Origin of the sequence: Mycobacterium paragordonae (assembly GCF_003614435.1) — a bacterium.
GTDB classification, from domain to species: domain Bacteria; phylum Actinomycetota; class Actinomycetes; order Mycobacteriales; family Mycobacteriaceae; genus Mycobacterium; species Mycobacterium paragordonae.
The window spans coordinates 3,406,247-3,432,139 of the sequence record NZ_CP025546.1; the positions used below are offsets into that span (position 1 = coordinate 3,406,247).

General features: G+C 67.2%; 21 protein-coding genes and 1 riboswitch. Of the genes, 17 read left to right on the forward strand and 4 right to left on the reverse strand.

Annotated elements, in window-relative coordinates:
* Positions 1–220 precede the first annotated feature (220 nt).
* The 10 genes from C0J29_RS15460 to C0J29_RS15510 all read left to right on the forward strand — a co-directional run bounded on the left by C0J29_RS15460 (position 221) and on the right by C0J29_RS15510 (position 12,450).
* The gene (locus C0J29_RS15460; protein ID WP_120792851.1) at positions 221–1,483 is read left to right on the forward strand and encodes a PPE family protein; all 1,263 of its coding nucleotides are present in this window, start codon (positions 221–223) and stop codon (positions 1,481–1,483) included.
* Between the two features lie 93 nt (positions 1,484–1,576).
* Positions 1,577–2,764: a PPE family protein gene (locus C0J29_RS15465; RefSeq protein ID WP_120794750.1), complete on the forward strand. Its 1,188-nt coding sequence runs from the start codon at positions 1,577–1,579 to the stop codon at positions 2,762–2,764.
* A gap of 131 nt (positions 2,765–2,895) precedes the next feature.
* Positions 2,896–3,067, forward strand: a riboswitch (M-box (ykoK) riboswitch).
* A gap of 314 nt (positions 3,068–3,381) precedes the next feature.
* Positions 3,382–4,515 carry a PPE family protein gene (locus tag C0J29_RS15475; RefSeq protein ID WP_162951481.1) on the forward strand — a complete coding sequence of 378 codons (1,134 nt, stop codon included), beginning with the start codon at positions 3,382–3,384 and terminating at the stop codon, positions 4,513–4,515.
* Between the two features lie 711 nt (positions 4,516–5,226).
* Positions 5,227–6,528 (forward strand): PPE family protein, encoded by a 1,302-nt coding sequence (locus tag C0J29_RS15480; protein ID WP_120792852.1) that lies wholly within the window; start codon positions 5,227–5,229, stop codon positions 6,526–6,528.
* Between the two features lie 73 nt (positions 6,529–6,601).
* Positions 6,602–8,005, forward strand: a complete 1,404-nt coding sequence (locus C0J29_RS15485) for a PPE family protein (protein WP_120792853.1) — start codon at positions 6,602–6,604, stop codon at positions 8,003–8,005.
* 60 nt (positions 8,006–8,065) lie between these two features.
* Positions 8,066–8,389: a DUF732 domain-containing protein gene (locus C0J29_RS15490; protein WP_065049622.1), complete on the forward strand. Its 324-nt coding sequence runs from the start codon at positions 8,066–8,068 to the stop codon at positions 8,387–8,389.
* Positions 8,390–8,582: 193 nt separating this feature from the next.
* Positions 8,583–9,827 (forward strand): PPE family protein, encoded by a 1,245-nt coding sequence (locus C0J29_RS15495; RefSeq protein ID WP_065049624.1) that lies wholly within the window; start codon positions 8,583–8,585, stop codon positions 9,825–9,827.
* A gap of 32 nt (positions 9,828–9,859) precedes the next feature.
* Positions 9,860–11,278 (forward strand): PPE family protein, encoded by a 1,419-nt coding sequence (locus C0J29_RS15500; protein ID WP_065049626.1) that lies wholly within the window; start codon positions 9,860–9,862, stop codon positions 11,276–11,278.
* Positions 11,275–11,604: a DUF732 domain-containing protein gene (locus C0J29_RS15505; RefSeq protein ID WP_065049628.1), complete on the forward strand. Its 330-nt coding sequence runs from the start codon at positions 11,275–11,277 to the stop codon at positions 11,602–11,604. The genes C0J29_RS15500 and C0J29_RS15505 overlap by 4 nt, the downstream gene beginning before the upstream one ends.
* 87 nt (positions 11,605–11,691) lie before the next feature.
* Positions 11,692–12,450 (forward strand): MgtC/SapB family protein, encoded by a 759-nt coding sequence (locus C0J29_RS15510; RefSeq protein WP_065049630.1) that lies wholly within the window; start codon positions 11,692–11,694, stop codon positions 12,448–12,450.
* Here the strand turns inward: C0J29_RS15510 and C0J29_RS15515 are convergent, their stop codons facing one another.
* Both C0J29_RS15515 and C0J29_RS15520 read right to left on the reverse strand, forming a co-directional pair.
* Positions 12,451–13,617 carry an NAD(P)/FAD-dependent oxidoreductase gene (locus tag C0J29_RS15515; RefSeq protein ID WP_242460650.1) on the reverse strand — a complete coding sequence of 389 codons (1,167 nt, stop codon included), beginning with the start codon at positions 13,615–13,617 and terminating at the stop codon, positions 12,451–12,453. It abuts the gene before it with no gap.
* Complete coding sequence (locus tag C0J29_RS15520) at positions 13,614–14,546, reverse strand: alpha/beta hydrolase fold domain-containing protein (RefSeq protein ID WP_082978348.1); 933 nt, start codon at positions 14,544–14,546, stop codon at positions 13,614–13,616. Before C0J29_RS15520 ends, C0J29_RS15515 begins: the two co-directional genes overlap by 4 nt.
* A 72-nt stretch (positions 14,547–14,618) precedes the next feature.
* Between C0J29_RS15520 and C0J29_RS15525 the strand changes: the two genes are divergently transcribed.
* The gene (locus C0J29_RS15525) at positions 14,619–15,572 is read left to right on the forward strand and encodes a sterol desaturase family protein (protein WP_065049631.1); all 954 of its coding nucleotides are present in this window, start codon (positions 14,619–14,621) and stop codon (positions 15,570–15,572) included.
* 100 nt (positions 15,573–15,672) lie between these two features.
* On the forward strand, positions 15,673–16,335 hold the full coding sequence (locus C0J29_RS15530; protein ID WP_065049633.1) for an Rv1815 family serine proteinase: 663 nt from the start codon (positions 15,673–15,675) through the stop codon (positions 16,333–16,335).
* Here C0J29_RS15530 and C0J29_RS15535 read toward each other — a convergent pair.
* Positions 16,325–16,771, reverse strand: coding sequence for a nitroreductase/quinone reductase family protein (locus tag C0J29_RS15535; protein ID WP_065164879.1), 447 nt, complete (start codon positions 16,769–16,771; stop codon positions 16,325–16,327). The genes C0J29_RS15530 and C0J29_RS15535 overlap by 11 nt on opposite strands.
* Positions 16,772–16,885: 114 nt before the next feature.
* Here C0J29_RS15535 and C0J29_RS15540 point away from each other — a divergent pair, with 114 nt between their 5' ends.
* The 3 genes from C0J29_RS15540 (at position 16,886) to C0J29_RS15550 (ending at position 19,666) form a co-directional block, all read left to right on the forward strand.
* A complete protein-coding gene (locus tag C0J29_RS15540) occupies positions 16,886–17,575 on the forward strand; it encodes a TetR/AcrR family transcriptional regulator (protein ID WP_120792856.1) in 690 nt (229 codons plus the stop codon).
* A gap of 100 nt (positions 17,576–17,675) precedes the next feature.
* Positions 17,676–18,176, forward strand: a complete 501-nt coding sequence (locus C0J29_RS15545; RefSeq protein WP_120792857.1) for a VOC family protein — start codon at positions 17,676–17,678, stop codon at positions 18,174–18,176.
* Positions 18,173–19,666 carry an FAD-binding protein gene (locus C0J29_RS15550; RefSeq protein ID WP_120792858.1) on the forward strand — a complete coding sequence of 498 codons (1,494 nt, stop codon included), beginning with the start codon at positions 18,173–18,175 and terminating at the stop codon, positions 19,664–19,666. Before C0J29_RS15545 ends, C0J29_RS15550 begins: the two co-directional genes overlap by 4 nt.
* Before the next feature lie 155 nt (positions 19,667–19,821).
* On the opposite strand, the gene bacA is transcribed toward C0J29_RS15550, so the two are convergent.
* The gene (gene bacA, locus C0J29_RS15555; RefSeq protein ID WP_120792859.1) at positions 19,822–21,750 is read right to left on the reverse strand and encodes a vitamin B12 ABC transporter pemease/ATP-binding protein BacA; all 1,929 of its coding nucleotides are present in this window, start codon (positions 21,748–21,750) and stop codon (positions 19,822–19,824) included.
* An 84-nt stretch (positions 21,751–21,834) separates the two neighbouring features.
* Here bacA and C0J29_RS15560 point away from each other — a divergent pair, with 84 nt between their 5' ends.
* Both C0J29_RS15560 and secA2 read left to right on the forward strand, forming a co-directional pair.
* The gene (locus tag C0J29_RS15560; protein WP_120792860.1) at positions 21,835–23,478 is read left to right on the forward strand and encodes an acetolactate synthase; all 1,644 of its coding nucleotides are present in this window, start codon (positions 21,835–21,837) and stop codon (positions 23,476–23,478) included.
* A 23-nt stretch (positions 23,479–23,501) separates the two neighbouring features.
* The gene (gene secA2, locus C0J29_RS15565; protein WP_065049775.1) at positions 23,502–25,838 is read left to right on the forward strand and encodes an accessory Sec system translocase SecA2; all 2,337 of its coding nucleotides are present in this window, start codon (positions 23,502–23,504) and stop codon (positions 25,836–25,838) included.
* Positions 25,839–25,893 lie beyond the last annotated feature (55 nt).

Genomic DNA, 25,893 nt, shown 5'->3' on the forward strand with positions numbered 1-25,893 from the left:
TTTCCCGTCGTCGGAATCGGCTGGCGCGACAATCCGGACACGCGGCGCCCACGGCGCCAGTGTTATCGGCAGCACCCCGACACCACCTCAGCGGCCAAGTCCCGTAGCCGGGTCGGACTATCCCACAGGAGAAGTCCGATGTCTAATCTTAGAATCGCTTGCGCTGCAACATATTCCGCTGTTACCCACGTTACTGTGATCGGCTGAGGAGGCGGTGACAATGGATTTTGGCGCATTCCCACCGGAAGTCAACTCGCTGCGCATGTACTCCGGGCCCGGGTCGGCACCGATGCTGGCCGCGGTATCGGCCTGGGAGCGGTTAGCCACCGAACTGCAGTCGACGGCCGCCGCATACGACACCGTCGTCTCGATTCTGACCGACGACGGTTGGCGGGGGCCCGCCTCGGAGGCCATGCTGGCCGCAATCACCCCGTATCTGACCTGGATGACCCTGACCGGGGTCAAGGCAGAGGAAGCCGCCACCCAGGCGGCGGCCGCGGCCGGAGCATACGAGTCCGCATACGCCATGACGGTGCCCCCGCCGGTCGTCGCCGCTAACCGCGCCGAGTTGCAACTGCTGGTGGCAACCAATCTGATCGGCCAGAACACCTCGGCGATTGCGGCGAACGAGGCCGCTTACGGCGAAATGTGGGCTCAGGATGCGGCGGCGATGTACGGCTATGCCACCAGTTCGGCGGCCGCGTCGACACTGACACCGTTCAGCGCGCCACCACAGGTCACCGACCCGGCCGGGCAGGCCGGCCAGGCGACCGCGGTGACGCAGGCGGCCGGTACCGCGGTGGGCACCGTGCAATCGCAGCTCCCACAACTGATGTCCTCGGTTCCGTCTGCCCTGCAAGGGCTTTCGGCGCCGGCGGCGGCACTGGATGCCTTTCCGGGGTCCGGACTGCTCGCTGACCTGCTGAATTTCCTGGACGGCAACGACGGCAATCCGTACGGAATCTTCCTGAATTCCTCGCTGGTCAACGGGTTCGTCTCGGCCGGCTACGTCAGCCCCGCGATCGTGGCCCCGGCGGCCTTCGCGGGGCTGGCGGACATCAACGCGGTGGCCCTCGGGGCACAGCAGCAGGCGATACCCCCGATGGGGTCCGGTGAGGGAAACGCTTCCTGGATACCGGCGAATTCTCCGGCCAACCCCACCAACCTCCCCCCACTGATGGATGTGGCCGAGGCCTCGTTCACCACGGGGGGCGGGGTGACGGCCGGAATCAACCAATCGGCGGTGGTCGGGCGGTTATCCGTTCCGCAGACCTGGACGGCAGCCACCGCGGTGGCCAACCACGCCGGCACGGCCGCACCCGGTGGCGGGTGGACCAGTACCGCGGTTGCGCCGCAGGCCGCCGCGGGCATGCCCGGCTTCCCCGGTATGCCGGCTGCCGGCATGTACGGCAACAACTTCGGCAATCCTCCGCGCTACGGGTTCCGGCCGACGATCATGGGGCGCCCGCCCGCCGCTGGATGACAGGAGGGAGACCGCCGCGTGTGATCGGTTCCGCTCAGTTGCGGCTGCCGATGCCGACAACACGATCACGGTTGGCGAAAGGAGGTGCTGGCATTGGATTTTGGAGCACTCCCACCTGAAATTAACTCGCTGCGAATGTATACCGGGCCCGGTTCAGCGCCGCTGCTTGCCGCTGTGACGGCCTGGAATGAAATCGCCGATGAAATGCGCTTGGCCGCAACGGCTTACGAGTCGGTGATTTCGGCTCTGGTCAGTGACGGCTGGCTGGGGCCGGCGTCCGCGGCGATGACCGCCGCCGTCGTTCCGTACGTGACGTGGATGAGCGCGACCGGCCTGCAGGCAGAGCAGACCGCCGGTCAGGCGGCCGCGGCCGCGGCCGCATATGAAGCGGCATTCGCGATGACGGTGCCGCCGGCTGTCGTCGCCGCCAACCGGGCACAGCTGTTGATGCTGGTGGCCACCAACTTCCTGGGCATCAACACGCCCGCGATCGCGGCTACCGAAGCCGAATATGCGGAGATGTGGGCCCAGGATGCGACGGCGATGTACGTGTATGCCGCCAACGCCGCGGAGGCTGCGACGCTGACGCCGTTCCGCGAACCCGACCAGACCACCAATCCGGGCGGCCCGGCGGCCCAGGCGGCAGCCGTCTCCCAAGCGTCGGGTTCCGCCGTCACGCAGACTGAGCTGCCGCAACTGATGTCCACGGTGCCCGGGAGCCTGCAGCAACTGGCATCTCCGGCAGCCGCCTCGCCATTCGACAACATCCCGCAGACCGGGTTGCTCGCCGACATCCTGAACTTCCTGGACGGCAACGACGGTAACCCCTACGGAATCTTCCTCAACTCAAATCTGGTGAACGGGATCGTCGCGGCCCAATTCATCTCGCCCACAATCATCTTCCCTGCCACGACCGACGCGCTCGCCGACGTCGAGGCCGTGGCCGACGGGGCAGCCGAGGCCGCCCCTGCCGCCGCTGATGCCTCGTCCGCCACGGCGGGCCTGACCGCCTCGCAGTCCGGCGGTGTGGGCGCCGGAGTCAATCAGGCTTCCTTCGTCGGCCGGCTGTCCGTGCCGCCGAGTTGGACCACGGCGGTCGAGGTCGCAAACCGCGCGGTACCCGCCTCCGGTGCGGCCGTCACCGCCGCACCAGAAGCCGGGGCCGGCATGCCCGGCATGCCCGGCATGCCCGCGCCCGCCGCCTACTCCCGCAACTGGGGCAACGGTCCGCGCTACGGGTTCAAGCTGACGATCATGCCGCGGCCGGTGGCGGCGGGCTGAACCCGCAACGCGTTCTCGCATTAATTGCCACCGTGGCGAATAAGAATTTTCGTCCGCCCGAATTTGGCGAATATTGGCAAATTCCGGTCGTTGAGTTGACTCTTATCCTGTCGAGTGCCACGATGACTTTGCATGCACCTCGCTAGGTGAGGCGTCTGCACGGACACAGGCCACTGACCTCGAACGTCGAAAGACGCCCAGGGTCAGGACAGCTCTTCCCGGCTTAAGGGTTGAGCCCAAGTGGCTTCCGGCTTCGGCCGGATACGCCGTGTGGTGCCAAAGCTCTGTCGAGAGAGGTGCTGGCCCAGTGGTTTTGGCCGCTGGTCTCATCTCTGTGGCGTGCACCCGGCACCCCTGCGTGCCCCGGCCCAGAGGAGGTGAGAGCGGAGTGAGTCCCGACGACAGTCCCTATCCGAGATCGACGATCATTTCGTTTCGATCCGACCCGGGCACCGTGTTCGCACTTTGAGTCGGAATTTCCGATAGTTTCCCGCGCGCGCTGAGTTTTCCGTCGCGCGTCATTCTCCTGCGCAGAATATCGCTGCGCGAATTGCGATCAATGCTGCCCGAAATCGGATTTCATCTTGCCACAAAACAGTCAGCCAAGGAGGCGTCCGATGACTGCCGCACTGGATTTTGCAGCGTTGCCGCCCGAGATCAACTCCGCGCGGATGTACACCGGGCCGGGCTCCGGTCCGATGCTGGCCGCAGCCTCGGCGTGGCACGGGTTGGCCGCCGAGTTGCGGGCCACCGCGCTGTCCTACGACGCGGTGCTGTCGACACTGACCGGTGCGGAGTGGCTGGGTCCCGCGTCCGCATCAATGGCAGCCGCTGCCGTGCCACAGGTCGCCTGGCTGAGTGCAACCGCGGCGCAGGCCGAGCAGACCGCCGCGCAAGCCGCGGCCGCCGCGGCCGCCTTCGAGGCGGCCTTCGCGGCAACGGTGCCGCCGCCGCTGGTCGCGGCCAACCGGACCCAATTGGCGGCGCTGGTCGCCACCAACATCCTGGGGCAGAACACCCCTGCGATCGCGGCCACCGAGGCTCAGTACTTCCAGATGTGGGCGCAGGACGCGGCGGCCATGTACGGCTATGCCGGCTCGTCGGCTGCCGCTGCCGAGTTGAGCCCGTTCGCTGAACCGCAGGAAGCCACCAACCCGAGCGGCCTGGCGGCACAGGCGGTGTCGGTCGCCCAGGCTTCCGGCGCGGCAGGTCAGCAAAGTGTTCTCGCGCAACTGATTTCGGCTGTGCCGAGCGCGCTTCAGGGACTCTCGGGAACGAGCGGGCCTGCGGGACAGGGCTTTTGGTCCGACTGGGGACCCAACGCCAACGTGTGGAACACGATCGCGTCCACCGGACTCCTGGTGCCGGGCAGCACGTTCGGCCCCTTTCTGGACATGCTCGGCGGCGGCGCCGGTGCCGCGACGGACGGCGCCGTGGCAGCGGCCGGTAACGCCGTTTCGGAATCCGTAGGATCCACGAGCGGCCTGGCCGGCGTCGTGTCGGCCGGTGCGGGCAATGCGGGGACTGCCGGGAGGCTCTCGGTGCCGCCGGCCTGGACGGCGGCCACTCCGCTGACCAGTCCGCTGCATTCGGCGCTGGGCGGCACCCCGATGGTGGCGCCGCCGCCGGCGGGCGCACCCGGAATGCCCGGTGTCCCACTGGGTAACGTCGCAGGACAACCCTACGGACGGGCCGTACCGCAGTACGGTTTCCGCCCCACCGTGGTCGCGCGGCCCCCTGCTGCCGGGTGACGGCACCCGTATCGACCTGCAAGAACGGGCCTTTCAGGAAACCGTCAGGAAAGGGCCAGTTCCGATACAGGTGTTCGCGGCTACCGTTCCCTAACGTCTTACGTAGGTTAATTCCTAACGTTGGGAGAACAACTCATGACGGCCGATCGGTCACCGGGCGACATCGCCCCCCGCAGGGCGGTCCGTGCTGACCGGGCGTGCTCGGCCGATTCCAGGCGGGTCAGGTCACGATCCGCCGACGGCACGGTTCGCAGACGAAAACGGTTTGGCTGACAATCTCGATCTGACCGCGAGCTAGTCGCACCGCACCTATAACATCGGCCGCAATTCCTGAACGCCGACTTCGCCCGATTACCGATGGGCAATTGACACATTTCTGTGCGTCATTTAATTGTCATATAGATTTACTCATCACAATTTGCTGTGTAATCCACATTGGGCTGTGAGCTGTATATACCTAGATTCTAGGCCATAGCTAGTAGCTTTTGATCACACAGGCCAATAGATCGGCGAGAGTTCTTGTTTACGTTGTCATTACATTACGGGAACGCGACGAAAATAACTTCCACTGAGGATGGTGTTCGAATCAGGCAGGGGGGCCTGCAATAGCGAATCACTGCACGCTTGCCAAGCATTTCTAGTCAGGGAGTAGATGATCGCCCGCTGCAGCTCGGCCCGGGCGGCCATCCAGGGGATGAAGAGGTAATACGTATGGATTACGGGGCATTGCCACCCGAAATCAACTCCGGTCGCATGTACACCGGGCCCGGCCCGGGTCCGATGCTGGCCGCAGCCGCGGCCTGGGATGCACTGGGCGCCGAATTACATTCCACCGCAGCCTCATACGCGGCCGCGATCGAGAACCTCACCGCTGGAACCTGGCACGGCCCGACGGCGATCGCGATGGCGGCCGCGGTCGGCCCCTACGTGTCATGGATCTCGGCCACGGCCGCCCGGGCCGATCAGGCGGCCGCGCAAGCCAAGATCGCGGTTGGAGCCTACGAAACCGCCTTCGCCGCAACGGTTCCGCCACCGGTGATCGCGGCGAACCGCGCACTGCTGCTGTCGCTGATCGCTACCAATATCTTCGGGCAGAACACGCCCGCCATCGCCGCGACTGAGGCCCAGTATCTGGAGATGTGGGCTCAAGATGCCGTCGCGATGTACGGGTATGCCGGATCATCCTCGGCGGCAACTCAATTGACGCCTTTCACCGAGCCGCCGCAGACCACCAACGCCTCGGGGCCGGCCCTGCAGTCGGCTGCGGTCACCCAGGTCACCGGCGCCGCAACGGGTTCGGACGTGGCGACGCAGCTATCGCATTTGGTCACCTCGGTGCCGACGGCCCTGCAGAACCTGGCGACAACGGTCGGGGCCGCGCCGACGACGGGCTCGACGTCGCTGCTGCAGGGCCTGGCCGTGCCGCAGCTGGCCAACGCGTCACTGCCGCCGTGGCTCTCGAGCAACCTCGCGAACTGGAACACCATCATGAGCACGCTCACCGGGCCGTTCTCGCTGCAGGGTCTGACGTCGATTCCCGGCGGTCCATTCCTGTCCTTCGGGCAGGTGTACGCATACGGCCAGAACGGGCAGGGCCTGGCGTCCTTCTTCGCGCCTCCGCAGCCCATCACCGGTGCGCTCGCCCCCATCGCCCAGTCGATTCCGCCGCACCTGACCAGTGCCGGTTCGGTCGGCGCGTCAGGTGCGATGGGACGCGCGGCGCTGGTGGGGAGCTTGTCGGTGCCGCAGGGGTGGACCACCGCCGCCCCGGCCATCAGAACGGTTGCCGCGACGCTCTCCGCCAATCTGGCGGCGGCTCCGGCGGCCTCCCTGACGGGGGAGTCCGGCGTCTTCAGTCAGATGGCGCTGTCCAGCCTGGCGGGCCGGGCCCTGGCCGCCACCACGACGAGTTCGGGAGGCGGCGGCGCGGCGGCCGCCTCGCTGGGTGGTGTGGTCGCGGAAGCCGACCCGGCCGCGGCGATGATCTTCGTCCTCCCGGCGCTGGAGGAATGACTCGGTGAGAGCGACGAATCACATTCCGGCACAGACGATTCAGACGTTTCCTCGGAGCAGGGGGTAGACCGCCATGTTTTATGCAGCCTTTCCGCCGGAGATCAACTCCGGCCGGATGTACAGCGGCCCGGGCGCCGGACCCATGTTGGCCGCGGCGGCGGCCTGGAACGGGGTCGCCGCCGAATTGCAATCCACCGCTGCGTCTTTGACGGCGGCGATCTCCGGTCTGACCAGCGGACCGTGGGTCGGTCCGTCGTCGGCCGCGATGGCCGCGGCGGCCACACCGTATGTGGCCTGGGTAAGCGCCACCTCGGCACAAGCCGCGCAGACGGCGAATCAGGCCACCGCGGCGGCGGCCGCCTATGAGACCGCGTTCGCTGCGCATGTCCCGCCGGAGGAGATCGCGGCCAACCGTGCCCAGTTGGCGGCTCTGATGGCCACCAACCTGTTCGGGCAGAACACCGCGGCGATCGCCGCGACCGAGGCTCAGTACGGCGAGTTCTGGGCGCAGGATGCCCTCGCCATGGACACCTACGCCGGTTCGTCGGCGGCCGCGAGCAAGGTGACGCCATTCACCGAGCCGCCGCAGATCGTCAACGCGGGCGGTTTGGTCAACCAGGCCGCTGCGGCCGCACAGTCCGCAGGCACATCCGGTGGCACTGTCGCGCAATCGATCCTGGCGACCGGCGACCCGGTGTCGGGGTTGCTGCAGACGCTGGCCAACCTGAGCACCGACTACACCGCCACCATCAACGGCCTGCTGAACGGCATGTTCGGGCCGGCCGGAGCATCGACCTACACGACGCTGTATTCGGCCCTCAAGGTGCCGCTGGGCTTCACCACCCAGTTCAACGACATCGGCCTGCTCATCAACTTCCCGGTATCGCAGTTCCTCAAATTCGGTCCGCACTCGGCGGCCGGTCTGAGCGAGCTGCCGAAGGACGCGCTCGGCGGCGGTCTGGCGGCGCCGCACTGGGGGCGTGGGTGGCTGACGGGCGCCACCTCAGCGCCCACCGCCAACTTCGGAAGGGGCACCCTGGTCGGCGCCTTGACGGTGCCCCCGAGCTGGGCCGCGAACACACCGTCCATCCGGACCGTTGCCGCCGCACTGTCGGCGGCCGGGCCCGAAGCCGTCCCGGCCGCCGAACTCGGTCAGGGCGGACTGCTCAGCTCGATGTCGCTGGCGGGCATGACCGGAGCCGCCCTCGGCGCCGGGGCGCCCGTGCCGGCGGGACGAACGGGATCCCGCAGCCGCCTCACTCCCGTCAAGGACCTCAAAGACCTCAAATCACCGGAAATGCTCAAGCGGATGGTCGCCCAGATATCGGAACGGCCGGACAGCGTTCAGCACCACACGGTCGATCAGGAAGGCCTCGACAGTCTGTTGGAACAACTGGCCAAGAAACCAGGCATTCATGCGGTGCACCTGTCGAAAGGCGACAAGGCGGTCGTGCCGCCGGATGCGCAATTGGGCTGACCGCCAAGACGAAATCGGGCATCTCGAACGCAGGAAAGGTAACGCAGGAAAGGTATCGACGTGAAACTGCTTCTCGCGCTGATCGGCGTATGCACCGCGATCGGCTTCGCCGCCCCTGCGTACGCGGATCCATCGGATGCGCCCGGGGGAGACGACGCGGCGTTTCTCGCGGCGCTGCACACCGCCGACATCGGCTATAACTCGCCGTCGCAAGCCGTTCGATCCGCTCAGGCGGTATGCACCTGCCTGAACAACGGCGAATCGGGTCTGGAGCTCGTCCACGACGTGCAGACCCACAACCCGGCGTTCAATCTGGACGCCGCCGCCGAATTCGCCGTCATCTCCTCGAAGTTCTACTGCCCCCAACACCTCTCGAAGAGCTGACGGATCCCTTTTCGCCTCTCATCAAGGCGGCGAACCTTCGCACACCCGGTATCCCCAAATCCGGAAATACGTGGAATTACGCGGAGTGTCATTGGGGCATCTGGTGGACTTCATATGAGATCCGCCGGACCTACCCGCGCAACGGCACCTCGGCGATTACCATGGCGCCCACAATGGGGACCGGAGGGAATAGATGGACTTCGGGGCGTTGCCACCGGAAATCAACTCGGGACGCATGTACATGGGGGCGGGATCCGGGCCGATGCTGGCCGCCGCGGCGGCGTGGGATGCGCTGGCAGCCGAGTTGCACAGCACTGCGTCGTCCTACGGTTCGACGATCCAGGGCGTGACCGTCGGGTCATGGCACGGCCCAGCGGCCATGTCGATGGCGACCGCAGCTGCGCCGTTCGTGGCTTGGCTCACCGAGACAGGCACCCGCGCGGAGCAAACGGCAGCGCAGGCCAAACTCGCCGCGGGCGCATACGAGGCCGCGTTTGCGGCGACGGTGCCTCCACCGATCATCGAGGCCAACCGAAATTTGCTGATCGCGTTGATCGCCACCAATCTGCTCGGGCAGAACACGGCCGCCATAGCCGCCACCGAGGCGCTGTACGCGGAGATGTGGGCCCAGGACGCCGGCGCCATGTACGGGTATGCGGCATCGTCGGCCGCCGCGACGGAGCTGACTCCGTTCGCCGAGCCCCCAGAGACCACCGACCCCTCGGGTGTGGGACGACAGACCGCGGCAGTCACCGAGGCAGTCGGCGCCTCCGAAGTCCAGGCTGGCCTGTCGCAGTTGATGAACGCGGTGCCCAACGCGCTGCAGACGGTGGGTCCGGCAGCGGCCGCACCGGCGGCTGCGACACCGATCGGCTCGGTCATCGAAGCGATCAATCCCTATGTCGTAGGGATCCGGCCCTTCTTCGCCGCCATCACCGGTGCTTACAGCCCCATCGTCGGGTTCGTCCTGTTCGGGGGTTGGTGGCTCTTCGCCCTGCAGATCCTCGGCTTGTCGCAGAACGCGCCGGGGGTCGCCTCGCTGCTGAGCACCGGCGGAAAGCCGCTGGCCGGCCTGTCGCCGCTACGCGGAGGTTACGTGTCATCGGTCGCGCCGGGGACCGGCGTGGCCGGGTCGATGGGGCACTCGACTCTGGTCGGCTCGCTGTCGGTACCGCAGGGCTGGGTGACGGCCGCTCCCGTGATGAGGACCATGGCGTCAGTGCTGCCTGCCGCCAGCCCCGAGGCGCTCGCTGCGGCCCCCGCGGCGGCCGAGGGTGGCGTGTTCGGCGAAATGGCGATGGCGAGTCTGGCGGGACGCGCGCTGGCCGGCGCCACCGTGCGCACCGTCAGCAACGGCACCGCCGGAGTTTCGGGCGGCGCGACGGCCGCCGAAGACGTCGCCGCCACGGCGACCATCATCGTTATACCGGCGGACTGAACGATGGTGTTCGTAACGGAAAGGCCCGGCTCATGAGCTTCGCGGTGCGACCACCGGAGATAACCTCCGGTTTGATGTATACCGGTCCGGGCGCCGGTCCGATGATTGCGGCCGCCACGGCATGGGACAACCTGGCAGCCGAATTGCAGGCCACTGCATCCGCATACGGCTTGGTCGTCGACGGGTTGGCCAACGAATCGTGGACGGGTCCCTCGGCTGCCGCGATGGCTGCGGCCGCAACACCGTATGTGGCCTGGATGTCAGCGACCGCGGCACAGGCGAAGGCCGCCGCAGATCAGGCGAAGGCGGCAGTGAGCGCCTACGAGGCGGCTTTTGCGGCAGTAGTTCCGCCGATGCAGATCGCGATGAATCGCAGCCAGTTGGCCTTGCTGGTGGCGACGAACATCTTCGGGCAGAACACCGGCGCGATCGCCACTCTCGAGGCGCAGTACGGGGAGATGTGGGCGCAGGACTCCGCGGCGATGTTCGGTTACACCACTTCCTCAGCGGCCGCCGCCAGGCTGACGCCCTACACCGAACCACCGCAGGTCACCAATGCGGCCGGCCTGACCAGCCAGCAAGCGGCGGTCGGACAGTCCAGTGCGCTGGCCGCCGGTACCGGGGCGGCGACCGCTGCCGCGACGGCCGCCCCGGTGTTCCCATTCGACATCGTCCTGCAGGTCTTCGAGGCTCTCGGCAGCGGCGGCACCGCGTACATCCAGGCCATGGGCCAGCTGCTCAACGCCCTGACCGGCACCCCGTTGGCCGCCTCTACCTGGGAGAACACCTTCGGAATCTTCGCTGACATCGGCCGATTCAGCACGGTCGCGAACGACTCGATGAGTGCGCCCAACCTGGGCATGACCGAGTTCAAGCTGTTCTGGAAACCCCCGCTCGAGGACATCCCGAAGTCGGCGCTGGGAGCGGGGCTGGGCATGGCTCCGACGACGGCTGCCGGCCTGAGCAGTGCGACATCGACCAGCGCGGCATCGGCAAGCGTGGGTGGGGCCAATGTGGTGGGGAAGTTGTCGGTTCCGCCCAGCTGGGCGTCGGCCACCCCGGCCATCCGGATGGTGTCCAACACGTTGCCGGCCACCAGCATCGCCGCGGCGCCCGCCGCCGCGATGCCGGCCGAGCTCATCAACCAGGCGGCGCTCGGCAGCTTGACCGGTGGTGCCGCCGGCACGGTCGGCGCCCAGGTCTACAGCGGAAGCGGGGCCCGGGCCCGCGCCAACGGCGGGGAGGGCCCGGTGGAACCGGTGAAGCTGGACCAGGTCATCGCTAAGCTGCAGCAGGAACCCGACGCGGTACAACATTGGAACGTCGATAAGGCCGGGCTGGACGGGCTTCTCGAGCGGCTGTCGAAGAAACCGGGCATCCACGCCGTGCATGTCTCCAACAGCGACAAGCCCAAGATCATGGCGCCCGAGCCCGGGCAGGGTGGCGGATGAAACTCCTGTCCGCGGTTCTTGCGGGCGCCGCCGCGATAGTCGGTCTGGCCGCTCCCGCCCACGGCGACCCCGCAGGTGACGACGCCGCGTTCCTTGCCGCACTGAGCAAAGCGGGCATCACCGTTCCCGATGCGAGTCGGGCCATCACGTCCGCTCAGGCGGTCTGCGGTTTGATGCGCAACGGCGAAACGGGCCTACAGGTACTCACCGACGTGCGCAAACAGAATCCCGGGCTGACCCTGGACGGCGCCGCCCTGTTCACGGCGATCGCGTCGAACACCTACTGTCCCGAGCACCTGGGCCAATCTGAGGGCGGCTACTTCTAGCGGGAGCCCGGTTTGCCTGGCCGGCACCGAGTGTTAACCCGCTTCTGATTGGCTGCCGTATCGGTCCGCGAGGAGAGGAGTAGCGCCGTGCACACCCTGAGCATCGCCGACTTCGCGCTCCGCCTGGCCGTCGGCGTGGGATGCGGCGCGCTGATCGGATTGGAGCGCCAGTGGCGCGCCCGCATGGCGGGTTTGCGCACCAATGCACTTGTGGCAACCGGTGCCACGCTGTTCGTGCTCTACGCCGCCGCCACCGAGGACAGCAGCCCCACCCGGGTCGCGTCCTATGTGGTGTCCGGCATCGGGTTCCTGGGCGGCGGCGTCATCCTGCGGGAGGGCGCCAACGTCCGTGGGCTCAATACGGCGGCCACGCTGTGGTGCTCGGCCGCCGTCGGCGTGCTGGCCGCCTCCGGTCACCTGGTGTTCGCCCTGATCGCCACCGGCACGGTCGTCGCCGTCCATTTGCTGGGACGCCCGCTGGGGCGGCTCATCGACCACGACGATCCCGGCGACGACGACGAGGGACTGGAGCCCTACCTGGTCCAAGTGGTGTGCCGGCCGAAGTCAGCGAAGTATGCGCGGGCTCAGATCGTGCAGCACACCCGCAGCAACGACATCATCCTGCGCGGTATCCACACCGGCCAAGCCCCCGAGCAGGCCCCCGAACAGGCCCTGGAAAACGTTACGCTGACCGCGCACGTCCTGCTGGGCGGTCACTCCACGGCTAAACTAGCCAAGCTGGAACGGCTGGTGGCCGAGTTGTCGCTGCAGCCCGGCATCTATGCGGTGCACTGGTATGCGGGCGAGCAGACCAGCCCCATATTGCCCAGCGCCCAGCCCGAATGATCAGGGTCGGGCCTGCAGCTCCGGCGCGGCGGCGGCGAGCAGGTCTGCGCGACTGGCGGTCAGCGGCGGATAGATGCGCTTGGTGTTGATCGTGCGCTTGGTGGTCTTGGCCTGATCGCCTTGTGCCACCACCATCCGATCCCATCCCTCGGTGTACACCGCGCCCGCCGGACCAAGGTCGAGAACCGTTACGTACCAAGGGATTCGGAGTGCGAGCAACGGCTCGCCGAACAGGTCGCTGATGACGTTGTAACCCGCGTACCGGCCCATCGGCCGGCCATGCTGACACGACATGACGGACAGGTGCTCGTCGTCCATCCGGGCCGCGGCCACATCGCCGGCGGCGAACATCGCCGGCACCCCGATCACCCGCAGGTTGTCGTCGACCGCTACCCGCCCCAACCGGTCATGGGCCACCGGCAATTGCTCGGTCAGCGCACTGGCCCGCATGCCGGCACACCACACCACGGTGGCGGTGTCGAGCTGCTCGCCCGAGGTCAGCGACACGCCGGCGGGTCCGACGGCCGTCACACCGACATCGGTGCGGCACTCAACTCCGTTGTCCGACAAGGCTTTCTGGATCACCGGCCGCGCCGAGGCGCCCATGTCCGAGCCGACCAGCGGATTACGGTCCACCAGCACCACGCGCGGCGTCATGCCCAGTTCGCGCAGCCGGTGCGGCAGTTCGCAGGCGGTTTCGATCCCGGTCAGCCCGGCCCCGACCACCACCACGGTGGCCGCGGCCGGGCCGCCGGACAGCGTTTCCAGGTGGCGGCGCAAGCGCATGGCGCCGTCGTAGGTGTCGACATCGAATCCGAATTGCCGCAGCCCCGGAAGGTCGGGCTTGTTGACCCGGCTGCCGGCCGCGAGCACCAGGCGGTCGTAGCCGTACGCTGCGCCGGCCGACGTCGTGACGGTGCGGGCGTCGACGTCGATACGCGTCACCTCGGCGGTGACGTGCGCGACGCCGACGGGGTCGAGCAGCTCCGCGAGCGGGATGCGGCAGCTGCTCAGGTCGTCCTCGTAGTTGCGCACCCGGATGTCGTGGAACGGTTGGGCGCTGAGCACCGTGACCTCCACGCTCCCCGCGGGAACCCCGAGCTCGTCGAGGCGCCGCGCAGCGCCCAGCGCGGTCCACAGCCCGGCAAAACCGGACCCGACGATCAGGACCCGGGCCGGCCCGTCAGCACGTCGCGGATCTGGCCCAGGGTCATCTTGGCCTTGTGGCCGGGAAGGAGCATCCACGTGTGCATGCCTCCTTCGAGTTCGTACCAGCCGATGTCCAGGCCCTCGGACTTCGCTCGCCGGCGGAAGGCGCGGGCGTCGGGGTTGAGTACATCATGGGTCCCGGTGAAAACCGTCAATCGCGGGAGCCCGTCCAGCGGTCCGACGCTGGGGCTGAGCAGGGGAGTGTCGAGCGGATCGCCGCCGGCGTAGCGGATGCCCGCGGCGCGCAGGTCGTCGAGGTTGAGGAACGGGTCGATCTTGGCGACCTTGGGCACGTCGGGGTCCGGCAGCCCGAGGTGCATCCAGGGCGAGAGCAACACGGCGTCGGTGGGCTGCGGCAGACCGGCGTCGCGCACCGCGTGGCACAACGCGAAGGCCATCCCGCCGCCGGCTGAATCTCCGATGAACGCCACCGACTCCGGGTCGCGGGTCTCCAGGATGCCGCGGTAAAGCTGTAGCAGGAAGGGAAAGACCTGGCGGTAGTTGTGCTCGGGCGCGATCGGGTAGATCGGCACCGTGATCGTGCGGTTCAGCATGGTGGCCAGCCGCGCGATGGCCGGCCAGTGGAAATGCGGCAGCAGGTCCAGCACGTAAGCGCCGCCGTGCAGGTAGATGAGGTGACCGGCGTGGCCGCGGGAATCGACATGACGCGGGGTGACCTGGTAGACCGGCCGGCCGTTGAGATCCTCGCGCACCACGTCGACCTTCTTGAGCACCAGCTTGGACGGTAGGCCGCAGTAGGGCGGACGGGGGTTGGCGGCCCAGCTTGCCAGCTTCGCCGGCGGGAACATCCGGTTCCGGACGCCGGACGCGCGCAGCAGGCGTTGAGTGACGTGCGGTTTGTGCACCGGGCGCGCCAGGGTCCTCACCAGTGCCTACCTAGCGATATTCCGGGCCATATTCCGGCGCAGACCGCCCGCGCTATCAGTAGCCTGTCAGCTGTGAGTGCTATTTCGGGCTTCTTTTCGGGACTACCCGCCGAGATGCGGGATCCGGTGTTGTTCGCCATTCCCTTCTTCCTCTTGCTGTTGACCCTGGAGTGGACCGCGGCCCGCAAGCTGGAGAAGCTTGATGCCGCCGCTGCGAGAAACCCGTCGCAGGACAGGCCGTCATCGGGTGCTTATCTCACCCGCGACTCCATGGCGAGTATCTCGATGGGACTGGTGTCGATAGCCACGACTGCCGCCTGGAAGACCTTGGCGCTGGTCGGGTATGCCGCGATCTATGTCTACGTCGCTCCCTGGCACCTCCCTGCGACCAAGTGGTACACCTGGGTCGCCGCGATCGTCGGCGTAGACCTGCTGTACTACGCCTATCACCGCGTCGCCCACCGCATCCGGCTCATGTGGGCTACCCATCAGGCGCACCACTCAAGCCAGTACTTCAACTTCGCCACCGCGCTGCGCCAAAAGTGGAACAACAGCGGCGAAATCCTGATGTGGCTGCCGCTGCCGCTGCTGGGGCTCCCGCCGTGGCTGATCTTCTTCAGCTGGTCGCTGAACCTGATCTATCAGTTCTGGGTGCACACCGAGCGGATCGACAAGCTGCCGCGCTGGTTCGAGTTCATCTTCAACACCCCGTCGCACCACCGGGTGCACCACGGGATGGACCAGATCTACCTGGACAAGAACTACGGCGGCATCTTCATCATCTTCGACCGCATGTTCGGCAGCTTCCAGAAGGAGCTGTTCCGGCCGCATTACGGCCTGACCAAGCAGGTCGACACGTTCAACATCTGGAAGCTGCAGACGCACGAATACGTGGCCATCGCCCGCGACGTCCGTTCGGCGAGCCGGTTGCGCGACCGGCTGGGCTACGTGTTCGGGCCGCCCGGTTGGGCGCCACGCACGGCCGGCCAGACCGGGGAAAACACCCCGCTCGCGGCGTCTCGGTAACGCATCGGTCACGAGACGCGAAATCCACTACGGGGTTATCAATCCGTAACCTCGATAGGGGAGGTCGGCGCAGAGTCGGCCGGAGATGGATCGGAGTCCGATGGTGCGCCGCACGGTGTTGCGTTCGATAACCGCGTCCCTGATGCTCCTCGCGCCAGTGTCGGCGCTAGCGCCGGCCACGGCCAGCGCGGATCCCACGGTGGTGTATCCGGGGATGGAGATCCACCAGGAGAACCGGGTCTGCACGCTGGGATTCGTCGATGTGCGGATGCACATGGCCTACACGGCCGGGCACTGCCGGGGTGGCGGCAATGTCACCGACCAGGCGAACAACGTCATCGGACACATGACGACCTTCCGTGACAACACGCCGACGGGCTCGACGGTGGCCACCGACCAGATGATCGCCGACTACGAGGCGATCGCCCTGGCCGACAACGTGACGGTGAGCAACGCGCTGCCGGGTGGACGCCAGTTACGGTCCGGGCCGGGCACCGTGAGTCCGGGCCAAGCGGTCTGCCATTTCGGCATCATCACCGGCGAGACGTGCGGAACGGTGGAAAGCGTCAACAACGGCTGGTTCACCATGACCAACGGCGTCCAGACCCAGCAAGGTGACTCGGGAGGACCCATCTACCTGGCCGGAGACGGGTCCGGCCAGATCGTCGGGATCTTCAACAGCGTGTGGGGCACGTTGCCCGCGGCGGTCTCCTGGCAGGCGGTCAGCCAGCAGGTGCGCGAAGACACGGGTTTCAATCCGTAGTCGTCAGAGCGAACACCGGTATCTGGGCTCCGGCGGCGCGCAACTCGTCATCGCCGGATTCCGGCGTCACACCACCGACGTAATCCTTGACCTGCCAGTACCACCGCGCCAGATAGCGGCGCAGTATCTCGGGTTTGTCGTCGTCGGCAACCTCCGTGACGGTGGCGCGTCGACGCCGCCAGCGTGGGCCGGTCTCGACGACCCCGGCAGCCCTGACATTGCGCGCCCACTGCGTATTGCCGCGCGGCGAGACGAGATACTCGGCGCCGTCAGCGACCAGCAGATTGACCACCACGCCGCGCAACTGGCCGGTCTTGCGCCCCCGCACCCGCAGCGCCCGGGTGCCGGCGATGCTGATGCCTGACTCCGCGAGCCAACGAATGACCGTGTTGGCGAACCGGGCGGCTTTGGTCGGGTCTTGGTACTGCGTTGACATTGCTGACCTCCCGGGACATCGATACGAGAGCACTGCTCTCAATTGTCGATTACCGTGTCACAACCGTGACCAAAAAGCAAGAGCGGTGATCTCGGTCCTGCCAGACTTGACCCCGTGGGCAAACGCCAGGAGTCGCGGGAGCAGATCGAGTCGAAGATCGTCGAGACCGGGCGTCGGCACCTGCTTGAGCACGGCGCGGCCGGGCTTTCGCTGCGCGCCATCGCCCGCGAGCTGGGCATGGTCTCCTCAGCTGTTTACCGCTACGTCGCCAACCGCGACGAGCTACTGACTCTGCTTTTGATCGACGCCTATTCCGACCTGGCCGAGGCGGTGCGTCAAGCCCGCGACAGCACCGAGAGCGACTCCTGGAGTGAGGACGTGCTGGCCATTACGCACGCGGTGCGCGTTTGGGCGATCGCGCACCCGGCCCGCTGGGCCCTGCTGTACGGCAGCCCGGTACCCGGGTACCACGCGCCACCGGACCGCACCGTGGGTGTCGGCACCCGCGTGGTGGCCGACCTGTTCGACGCCATCGCGGCGGGAATCACCACCGGCGACATCATGCTGACCAGCGATGCCGCGCCGCAACCGATGTCGTCGGACTTCGAACGCATCCGGCAGGAGTTCGGCTTTCCCGGCGACGACCGGGTGATGGCGAGATGCTTTCTGTTGTGGGCCGGCGTGCTGGGTGCGATCAGCATGGAGGTATTCGAGCAATACGGCGCCGACACCGTGACCGATCCCAGAAGTGTGTTCGACACCCAGGTGCGGCTGTTGATCGGCCTGTTCGGCCAGCCGAACTAGAACATGTTCAGCGGGCCGTTACGGGCCGGGCGAGGACGGTGACGGCAAAGTTTTTCCCCGTTCTTTCTGCTGACCCCGCGCTGCGCTAGTCTGCGAGACGATGAACTTTCTTGTTGCGTCGCCGATCCAGATCGCCTGGGTGACGCGGGACCTCGACGCCACGGAAACGGCTCTCACCGGGCTTTTAGGAGCTCGCAAGTGGGTGCGGATACCTGATGTCCACTTCGCACCGGACACCTGCCGCCTGCGCGGTGAGCCGGCCGATTTCGTCGCGAGCATTTCACTGAGCTACCTCGGCGATATGCAGCTGGAGCTGATCGCGCCGGTCCGCGGGGAGAATATCTATAGTGAATTTTTGCGCGATCACGGCCCGGGTCTGCACCACATCTGCATGGAGGCGGAATCGCTCGAGGCCTTCGACGCCGCACTGGCCGACGCGGCCCGGCATGACGCCGAGGTGGTGCAGCAGGGCGTGATGCCCGGTGGCATCCACTTCGCTTACGTCAGCGCGCCACAGGCGGGTGTTCCGTTTGTGGAGATCGCGTACCTGTCGCCCGAGATCAAAGCGTTTTACGACTACATAAAACAGGAGCAGCGGTGAGCACCGACATCCCCACGACGGTCAACGCAGACACGGTCGAGTCCTGGTCGGACGACGTGGACGTGCTCGTGATCGGCTTCGGCATCGGCGGTGGGTGTGCGGCGGTCAGCGCGGCTGCCGCGGGCGCCCGGGTTTTGGTGCTGGAACGCGCGGCCGCGGCGGGTGGCACCACTGCGATGGCCGGCGGTCACTTCTATCTGGGTGGCGGCACCGCCGTCCAGGAGGCGACCGGCCACGCCGACTCTGCCGAGGAGATGTACAAGTACCTCGTCGCGGTGTCCCGCGAGCCCGAACTCGACAAGATCCGCGCCTACTGCGACGGCAGCGTCGAGCACTTCAATTGGCTTGAGGCACTTGGCTTTCAATTCGAGCGCAGTTATTACCCCGGCAAGGTCGTGGTGCCGCCGGGCACCGAAGGGCTCAGCTACACCGGCAACGAAAAGGTGTGGCCGTACTGCGAGCAGGCCAAGCCGGCACCGCGTGGGCACTCGGTGCCGGTGCCCGGCGAACTGGGCGGTGCGGCGATGGTGATCGACCTACTGGTCAAGCGCGCCGACGAACTCGACGTGCAGGTGCAGTACGAGACCGGTGTCACCAACCTCGTCGTCGACAACGACGGAGCGGTCGTGGGCGTCAGTTGGAAGCGGTTCTCCGAGACCGGAGCGGTGCGGGCCAAGTCCGTCGTCATCGCGGCCGGCGGTTTCGCGATGAACCCCGATATGGTCGCCGAGCACACGCCGGCGCTGGGTCAGCCGCGGCGCACCAAACATCATGGATTGGTGGCGCCGTACATCCTGGGCAACCCGTACGACGACGGACTGGGCATCCGGCTGGGCGAGTCGGCCGGCGGCGCCACCAGGAACATGGACGAGCTGTTCATCACCGCGGCGGCCTATCCGCCGGAGATCCTGCTGACCGGCATCATCGTCAACAAGGACGGCAAACGTTTCGTCACCGAGGACTCCTACCATTCGCGCACGTCGGCGTTCGTGCTGGAGCAGCCGGAGCAGACCGCGTACCTGATCGTCGACGAGGCGCACATGAAGATGCCGGAGATGCCGCTGATCAAGTTTCTCGACGGGTACGAGACGATCGCCGAAATGGAGACGGCGCTCGGCATCCCCGCGGGCAACCTCGCGGAAACCCTGCAGCGCTACAACGAATTCGCCAGCAAGGGCGAGGACCCCGACTTCCACAAGCAGCCCGAATACGTTGCCCCGCAGGACAAAAGCCCCTGGGCGGTGTTCGATCTGTCGTTGGGACGGGCGATGTACTCCGGATTCACGATGGGCGGCCTCACGGTCACTCTCGACGGAGAGGTGCAGCGGGCGGACGGCAGCGTCATCCCCGGGCTGTACGCGACCGGAGCCTGCGCCTCCAACATCGCCCAGGACGGCAAGGGGTACGCGAGCGGGACGCAGCTGGGTGAGGGCTCCTTCTTCGGGCGCCGCGCCGGAGCGCACGCGGCCCGTCGGGCCGCGGAAGCGTAGGCGCCGTCAGACACCGCGGAGCGCACGCGGCCCGACGGGCCGCGGAAGCGTAGGCACCCCTCGCGAGATTGCCGCTACGGTAGTGATCTGGCCAAATCCACAGCCCTCGCGGCAATCTCGGCGGCAACGCCCAGTAAAGCCGTCCAGAGCCACACCTAGGAACTGCCCGAAGCCACGGACTGTTTGTCGACCGGACCGAGCCGCCACTGAGCTTCCCCGAGCAGTTCCAGGTGCCGCTCGTGGTGCTGCTCGACCGTGGGGCGGTGGCTGACGCTGATCACGATGGTGTCCGGCAGCTCGGTGCGCACCAGGGAATACAGCGCATACTCCAGGCCGGGGTCCAGCGCCGAGGTGGCCTCATCGAGGAACACCGCCTTGGGTTTGGTGAGCAGGATCCGCGCGAACGCGACCCGCTGCTGCTCGCCCGGTGAGAGCACCTTGGCCCAGTCCTGGTCCTCGTCGAGACGCGAAATGAGCGGGGCCAGAGCAACTTTGGTCAGAACTTCATGCAGCTGGGACTCGGAGACCTCCCGCGTCGCCAGCGGGTAGCAGACCACCGAACGCAGATCGCCCAGCGGCACGTAGGGCAGCTGGGACAGGAACATGGTCTCGTTTTCCCCGCCGGGGCGGTGCAGCGTGCCGGTGGCAAACGGCCACAATTCGGCCAGACTGCGCAGCAGGGTGGTCTTGCCCGATCCCGAGCGCCCGGTAATCACCAGCGAATCGCCGGTTTCCAGCCGCACATCCAACGGGTCGATCAACCGGTCGCCGTCGGGCTTGCGCACTTCGACGTTGTCGATCTGCACCGAGCCGTCGGTGCTCGGCAAGGCCAGGACCGACGGCAAAGCGCGTCCCTGCTCGTTGGCTTCCACCAGTCCGTGCAGCCGGATGATGGCGGCGCGGTACGACGCGAACGAGTCGTAGGCATTACGGAAGAACGACAACGAATCCGAGATGTTGCCGAATGACGACGCCGTCTGGCTGACGTCACCGAAATCGATTGCGCCGGAGAACAATCGCGGCGCCTGGATGACCCACGGCAACGGCACGATCGCCTGGCTCACCGCGAGGTTCCAGCCGTAGAACCCGACGCTGCGGTTGACGTAGTGCAGGTAGTTGTCGATGACCGGGGCGAAACGCTTGCGCAGCTGGGTGCGCTCGGCCCGCTCGCCCCGGTAGAAGCCCACCGCCTCGGCGGCATCGCGCAGCCGAACCAGCGCATAACGGAACGCGGCGTTGAGCTTCTCGTTGCGGAAACTCAGCCAGATCAACGGACGACCGATGATGAACGAGATGATCGTGGCCACCAGCACGTAGATGATGACGGTCCAGAACATGACGCGCGGGAAGGAGACGCCGAAGAACGTCAGCGTGCCGGACAGGTTCCACAGGATGCTGGTGAAGGACACCACCGAGATCACCGATTGCACGGCACCGAACAAGAGAATGCTGCCGGTTCCGGTGCCCGGCTGGTTCGGGCCGTTGCCCGTCCCGGCGGTGAAGATGTCGATGTCCTGCTGGATGCGCTGGTCGGGGTTGTCGATCGTCTCGTCGATGAACAGGTCGCGGTAGTACGCCCGGCCCTCCAGCCAGTCCCCGGTGAGGTGGTCGGTGAGCCACACCCGCCAGGCGACCACGAAGCGCTGCGTCAGGTAGATGTCGGCCATCACCCGGGTCACGTGAATGACGGCCATGATGCTGAAGATTCCGATCGACATCCAAAAACCGTGCACGCCAGAGTTTTTCACGACGTCGTTGTCGCCGGCAGCGCCTTGGAAGGCCTTCTGCAGGGCCGTGTACATGTCGTTGCCCTGGTAGCTGAATAACACATTCAGCCGCACCGCCAGCACGACCGAGAAGAGCAGCACACCGAACATCAGCCACACCCGGATGCTGTGCCGGCCGGTGAAGTAGCCCCCGGTGATCCGCCAGAACTGGCGGCCCCAGGGGGTGATGAACCGGAACAGCACCAGCGCGGCCAGGACGCAGACCGCGCTGATCGCCCATGCGATCGCCGTCCACCGCAGCGAATCCAGCAACGCATGAGACCAGTCGATCGACGGCGTAAACGGCTTGGGACCCACGGCGGTGTCTCCTCAGAGTCGAACGGCTGCGCAACAGAAATCCTCCGGCGAAGGTACCGGACGGCCGGTGGATAGGCTGCGTCAATGAGTGCTGAAGCCCTTCCCACCCAAACCGTGCACGCCGGCCGACTCGTCGCCCGCCGGCTCAAGGCGAGCGGCATCGACACACTGTTCACACTGTCCGGCGGCCACCTGTTCTCTATCTACGACGGTTGTCGCGACGAGGGCGTGCGGCTGATCGACACCCGCCACGAGCAGACCGCGACGTTCGCCGCCGAGGGCTGGTCCAAGGTGACCCGGGTGCCCGGAGTCGCCGCACTGACCGCCGGGCCAGGCATCACCAACGGCATGAGCGCCATGGCCGCGGCCCAGCAGAATCAGTCGCCGCTGGTGGTGCTGGGTGGGCGGGCGCCGGCGTTGCGCTGGGGGATGGGTTCGCTGCAGGAGATCGACCACGTGCCGTTCGTCGCGCCACTGTGCCGCTTCGCCGCTACCGCACAGTCGGCCCAGGATGCCGGAGAGCTCCTCGACCGGGCGCTGCAGGCGTCGGTCGGGGCCCCGTCGGGCGTCGGATTCGTCGACTTCCCGATGGACTACGTCTTCTCCATGTCCGAGGACGACGGCCGCCCCGGCGCACTCAGTGACCTACCGCAACCGCCCGCCGTCGACGCGGACGCGCTGGATCGGGCCGTCGAACTGCTGTCGAAAGCACAGCGCCCGGTGATCATGGCCGGCACCAATGTCTGGTGGGGACACGGCGAAACCGCGCTGCTGCGACTCGCCGAACAGCTGGGCATCCCGGTGTTGATGAACGGGATGGCCCGGGGCGCGGTGCCCGCCGACCATCCGCTGGCGTTCTCGCGGGCCCGCTCGAAGGCGTTGGGCGGCGCCGACGTCGCCCTGATCATCGGGGTGCCAATGGATTTCCGGCTCGGCTTCGGCGGGGTCTTCGGCGCGGATACTCAGCTCATCGTGGTCGACCGCGCCCGCCCCGAGCGCAGCCATCCGCGTCCGGTCGCCGCCGAACTCTATGGCGACCTGAGCGGGATCCTGTCCGCGCTGGCCGGCGCCGGCACGTCCGCGCACCAGGACTGGACCGGCGGACTGCGCACGGCCGAGACCGCCGCCCGGGATCTGGAACGGGCCGAACTCGCCGAAGACCGCATCCCGCTGCACCCGATGCGGGTCTATGCCGAACTGGCTCCGCTGCTGGACCGCGACGCCATCGTCGTCATCGATGCCGGCGACTTCGGGTCCTACGCCGGCCGGGTGATCGACAGCTACCAACCGGGTTGCTGGTTGGACAGCGGACCGTTCGGGTGCCTGGGCTCGGGCCCCGGTTACGCGCTGGCGGCCAAGCTGGCCCACCCCGACCGCCAGGTGGTCCTGCTGCAGGGCGACGGCGCGTTCGGGTTCAGCGGCATGGAGTGGGACACCCTGGTCCGGCACAACGTTCCGGTGGTGTCGGTGGTGGGCAACAACGGCATCTGGGGTCTGGAGAAGCACCCCATGGAGGCGCTCTACGGCTATTCCGTGGTGGCCGAGCTGCGGCCGGGCACCCGCTACGACGAGGTGGCGCGCGTGCTGGGCGGCCACGGAGAGTTGGTGTCGGCGCCCGCGGAGCTTCGTCCGGCGCTGGAACGGGCTTTCGCCAGCGGGCTGCCCGCCGTCGTCAACGTGCTCACCGACCCGAGCGTCGCCTACCCGCGCCGATCCAACCTGGCCTGATGCCAACCGCGTACCGTGGGGCTGTGCCGAAGACCACCCGCTCCCAGCCCGGACGGCTGAGCAGCCGCTTCTGGCGCCTGCTCGGCGCCACGACGGAGAAGAACCGCAGCCGTTCGATGGCCGTGGTGACCGATTCCGACGAGTACGAGAAGGAAGCCGCCGACCTCAGCGACGAGAAGCTGCGCAAGGCGGCGGGGCTGCTCAAGCTGGACGATCTCGCCGACTCAGCCGACATTCCGCAATTCCTGGCGATCGCGCGGGAAGCGGCCGAGCGCGCGACCGGGCTGCGTCCGTTCGACGTTCAATTGCTCGGAGCGCTGCGGATGCTGGCCGGCGACGTGATCGAGATGGCCACCGGCGAGGGCAAGACGCTGGCCGGAGCCATCGCGGCCGCGGGCTACGCGCTGGCGGGACGGCACGTACACGTGGTGACCATCAACGACTACCTGGCCCGCCGCGACGCGGAGTGGATGGGACCGCTGATCGAGGCGATGGGACTGACCGTCGGCTGGATCACCGCCGAGTCGACCAGCGAGGAACGCCGGGCGGCCTACGGCTGCGACGTCACCTACGCCTCGGTCAACGAGATCGGCTTCGACGTGCTGCGCGACCAGCTGGTCACCGACGTCGACGACCTGGTGTCGCCCAACCCCGACGTCGCGCTGATCGACGAGGCCGACTCGGTGCTGGTGGACGAGGCGCTGGTGCCGCTGGTACTCGCCGGCACCACCCACCGGGAGACGCCGCGGCTCGAGATCATCAAGCTGGTCGGCCAGCTCGTCCACCACAAGAACGCCGACGACTACTTCGCCACCGACGCCGACAGCCGCAATGTGCACCTGACCGAGATGGGCGCCCGCAAGCTCGAGAAGGCGCTCGGCGGCATCGATCTGTACTCCGAGGAGCACGTCGGCACCACGCTCACCGAGATCAATGTCGCGCTGCACGCCCATGTGCTGCTGCAGCGCGACGTCCACTACATCGTGCGCGACGACGCCGTGCACCTGATCAATTCCTCCCGCGGCCGCATCGCCCAGCTGCAGCGCTGGCCGGATGGCCTGCAGGCGGCGGTCGAGGCCAAGGAAGGCATCGAGACCACCGAGACCGGCGAGGTCCTCGACACCATCACGGTGCAGGCGCTGATCAACCGTTACACCACCGTCTGCGGCATGACCGGCACCGCGCTGGCCGCCGGTGAGCAGCTGCGCCAGTTCTACAAACTCGGGGTGTCGCCGATACCGCCCAACACCCCGAACATCCGCGAGGACGAGACCGACCGGGTGTACATCACCGCCGCCGCCAAGAACGACGCGATCGTCGAGCACATCGCCGAAGTGCACGAGACCGGGCAGCCGGTCCTGGTCGGCACCCGCGACGTCGCGGAATCCGAGGACCTCTACGAGCGGCTGACCCGGCGCAACGTGCCCGCGGTGCTGCTCAACGCCAAGAACGACGCCGAGGAAGCCCAGGTGATCGCCGAGGCCGGCACCTACGGCTCGGTCACCGTGTCCACCCAGATGGCCGGGCGCGGCACCGACATCCGCCTCGGCGGGTCCGACGAATCCGACCACGACCGCGTCGCCGAACTGGGCGGCCTGCATGTGGTCGGTACCGGCCGGCATCACACGGAGCGTCTGGACAACCAGCTGCGCGGCCGGGCGGGGCGGCAGGGGGACCCGGGGTCGTCGGTGTTCTTCTCGAGCTGGGAAGACGACGTGGTGGCGGCCAACCTCGACAGCAACAAGCTGCCCACCGAAACCGACGAGGACGGCCGGATCGTCAGCCCCAAGACCAACACGCTGCTCGACCATGCGCAGCGGGTCGCCGAAGGCCGGCTGCTCGATGTGCACGCGAACACCTGGCGCTACAACCAGCTCATCGCCCAGCAGCGCGCCATCATCGTCGATCGGCGAAACACCTTGCTGCGCACGCCGACTGCGAGTGAAGAGCTGGAGGAACTGGCGCCCAAGCGGTACAAGGAGCTGCGCGAGGAGATCTCCGAGGAGCGCCTGGAGAAGATCTGCCGGCTGATCATGCTGTATCACCTCGACCGCGGCTGGGCCGATCACCTGGCCTACCTGGCCGACATCCGGGAGAGCATCCACCTGCGTGCGCTGGGGCGGCAGAATCCGCTCGACGAGTTCCACCGGATGGCTGTCGACGCGTTCGCATCGCTGGCTGCCGACGCCATCGAGGCCGCTCAGCAGACGTTCGAGACCGCGAACATCCTCGAGGACGAGCCGGGGCTGGACCTGTCGAAGCTGGCCCGCCCGACGTCCACGTGGACCTACATGGTCAATGACAACCCGCTGTCCGACGACACGTTGTCCACCCTGAGCCTGCCCGGCGTCTTCCGCTGACCTGGAGCGCCAGTCCCGTCGTGCGCAGCACGCGGTTGCCCGGCTAATGTCACGG

Excerpts from the sequence above, each read along its gene's own strand:
- C0J29_RS15460 (WP_120792851.1), top strand. The coding sequence starts at position 221 with ATGGATTTTGGCGCATTCCCACCGGAAGTCAACTCGCTGCGCATGTAC.
- C0J29_RS15475 (WP_162951481.1), top strand. The coding sequence starts at position 3,382 with ATGACTGCCGCACTGGATTTTGCAGCGTTGCCGCCCGAGATCAACTCC.
- C0J29_RS15480 (WP_120792852.1), top strand. The coding sequence starts at position 5,227 with ATGGATTACGGGGCATTGCCACCCGAAATCAACTCCGGTCGCATGTAC.
- C0J29_RS15485 (WP_120792853.1), top strand. The coding sequence starts at position 6,602 with ATGTTTTATGCAGCCTTTCCGCCGGAGATCAACTCCGGCCGGATGTAC.
- C0J29_RS15495 (WP_065049624.1), top strand. The coding sequence starts at position 8,583 with ATGGACTTCGGGGCGTTGCCACCGGAAATCAACTCGGGACGCATGTAC.
- C0J29_RS15500 (WP_065049626.1), top strand. The coding sequence starts at position 9,860 with ATGAGCTTCGCGGTGCGACCACCGGAGATAACCTCCGGTTTGATGTAT.
- C0J29_RS15505 (WP_065049628.1), top strand. The coding sequence starts at position 11,275 with ATGAAACTCCTGTCCGCGGTTCTTGCGGGCGCCGCCGCGATAGTCGGT.
- C0J29_RS15530 (WP_065049633.1), top strand. The coding sequence starts at position 15,673 with ATGGTGCGCCGCACGGTGTTGCGTTCGATAACCGCGTCCCTGATGCTC.
- C0J29_RS15535 (WP_065164879.1), bottom strand. The coding sequence starts at position 16,771 with ATGTCAACGCAGTACCAAGACCCGACCAAAGCCGCCCGGTTCGCCAAC.
- C0J29_RS15545 (WP_120792857.1), top strand. The coding sequence starts at position 17,676 with ATGAACTTTCTTGTTGCGTCGCCGATCCAGATCGCCTGGGTGACGCGG.
- C0J29_RS15560 (WP_120792860.1), top strand. The coding sequence starts at position 21,835 with ATGAGTGCTGAAGCCCTTCCCACCCAAACCGTGCACGCCGGCCGACTC.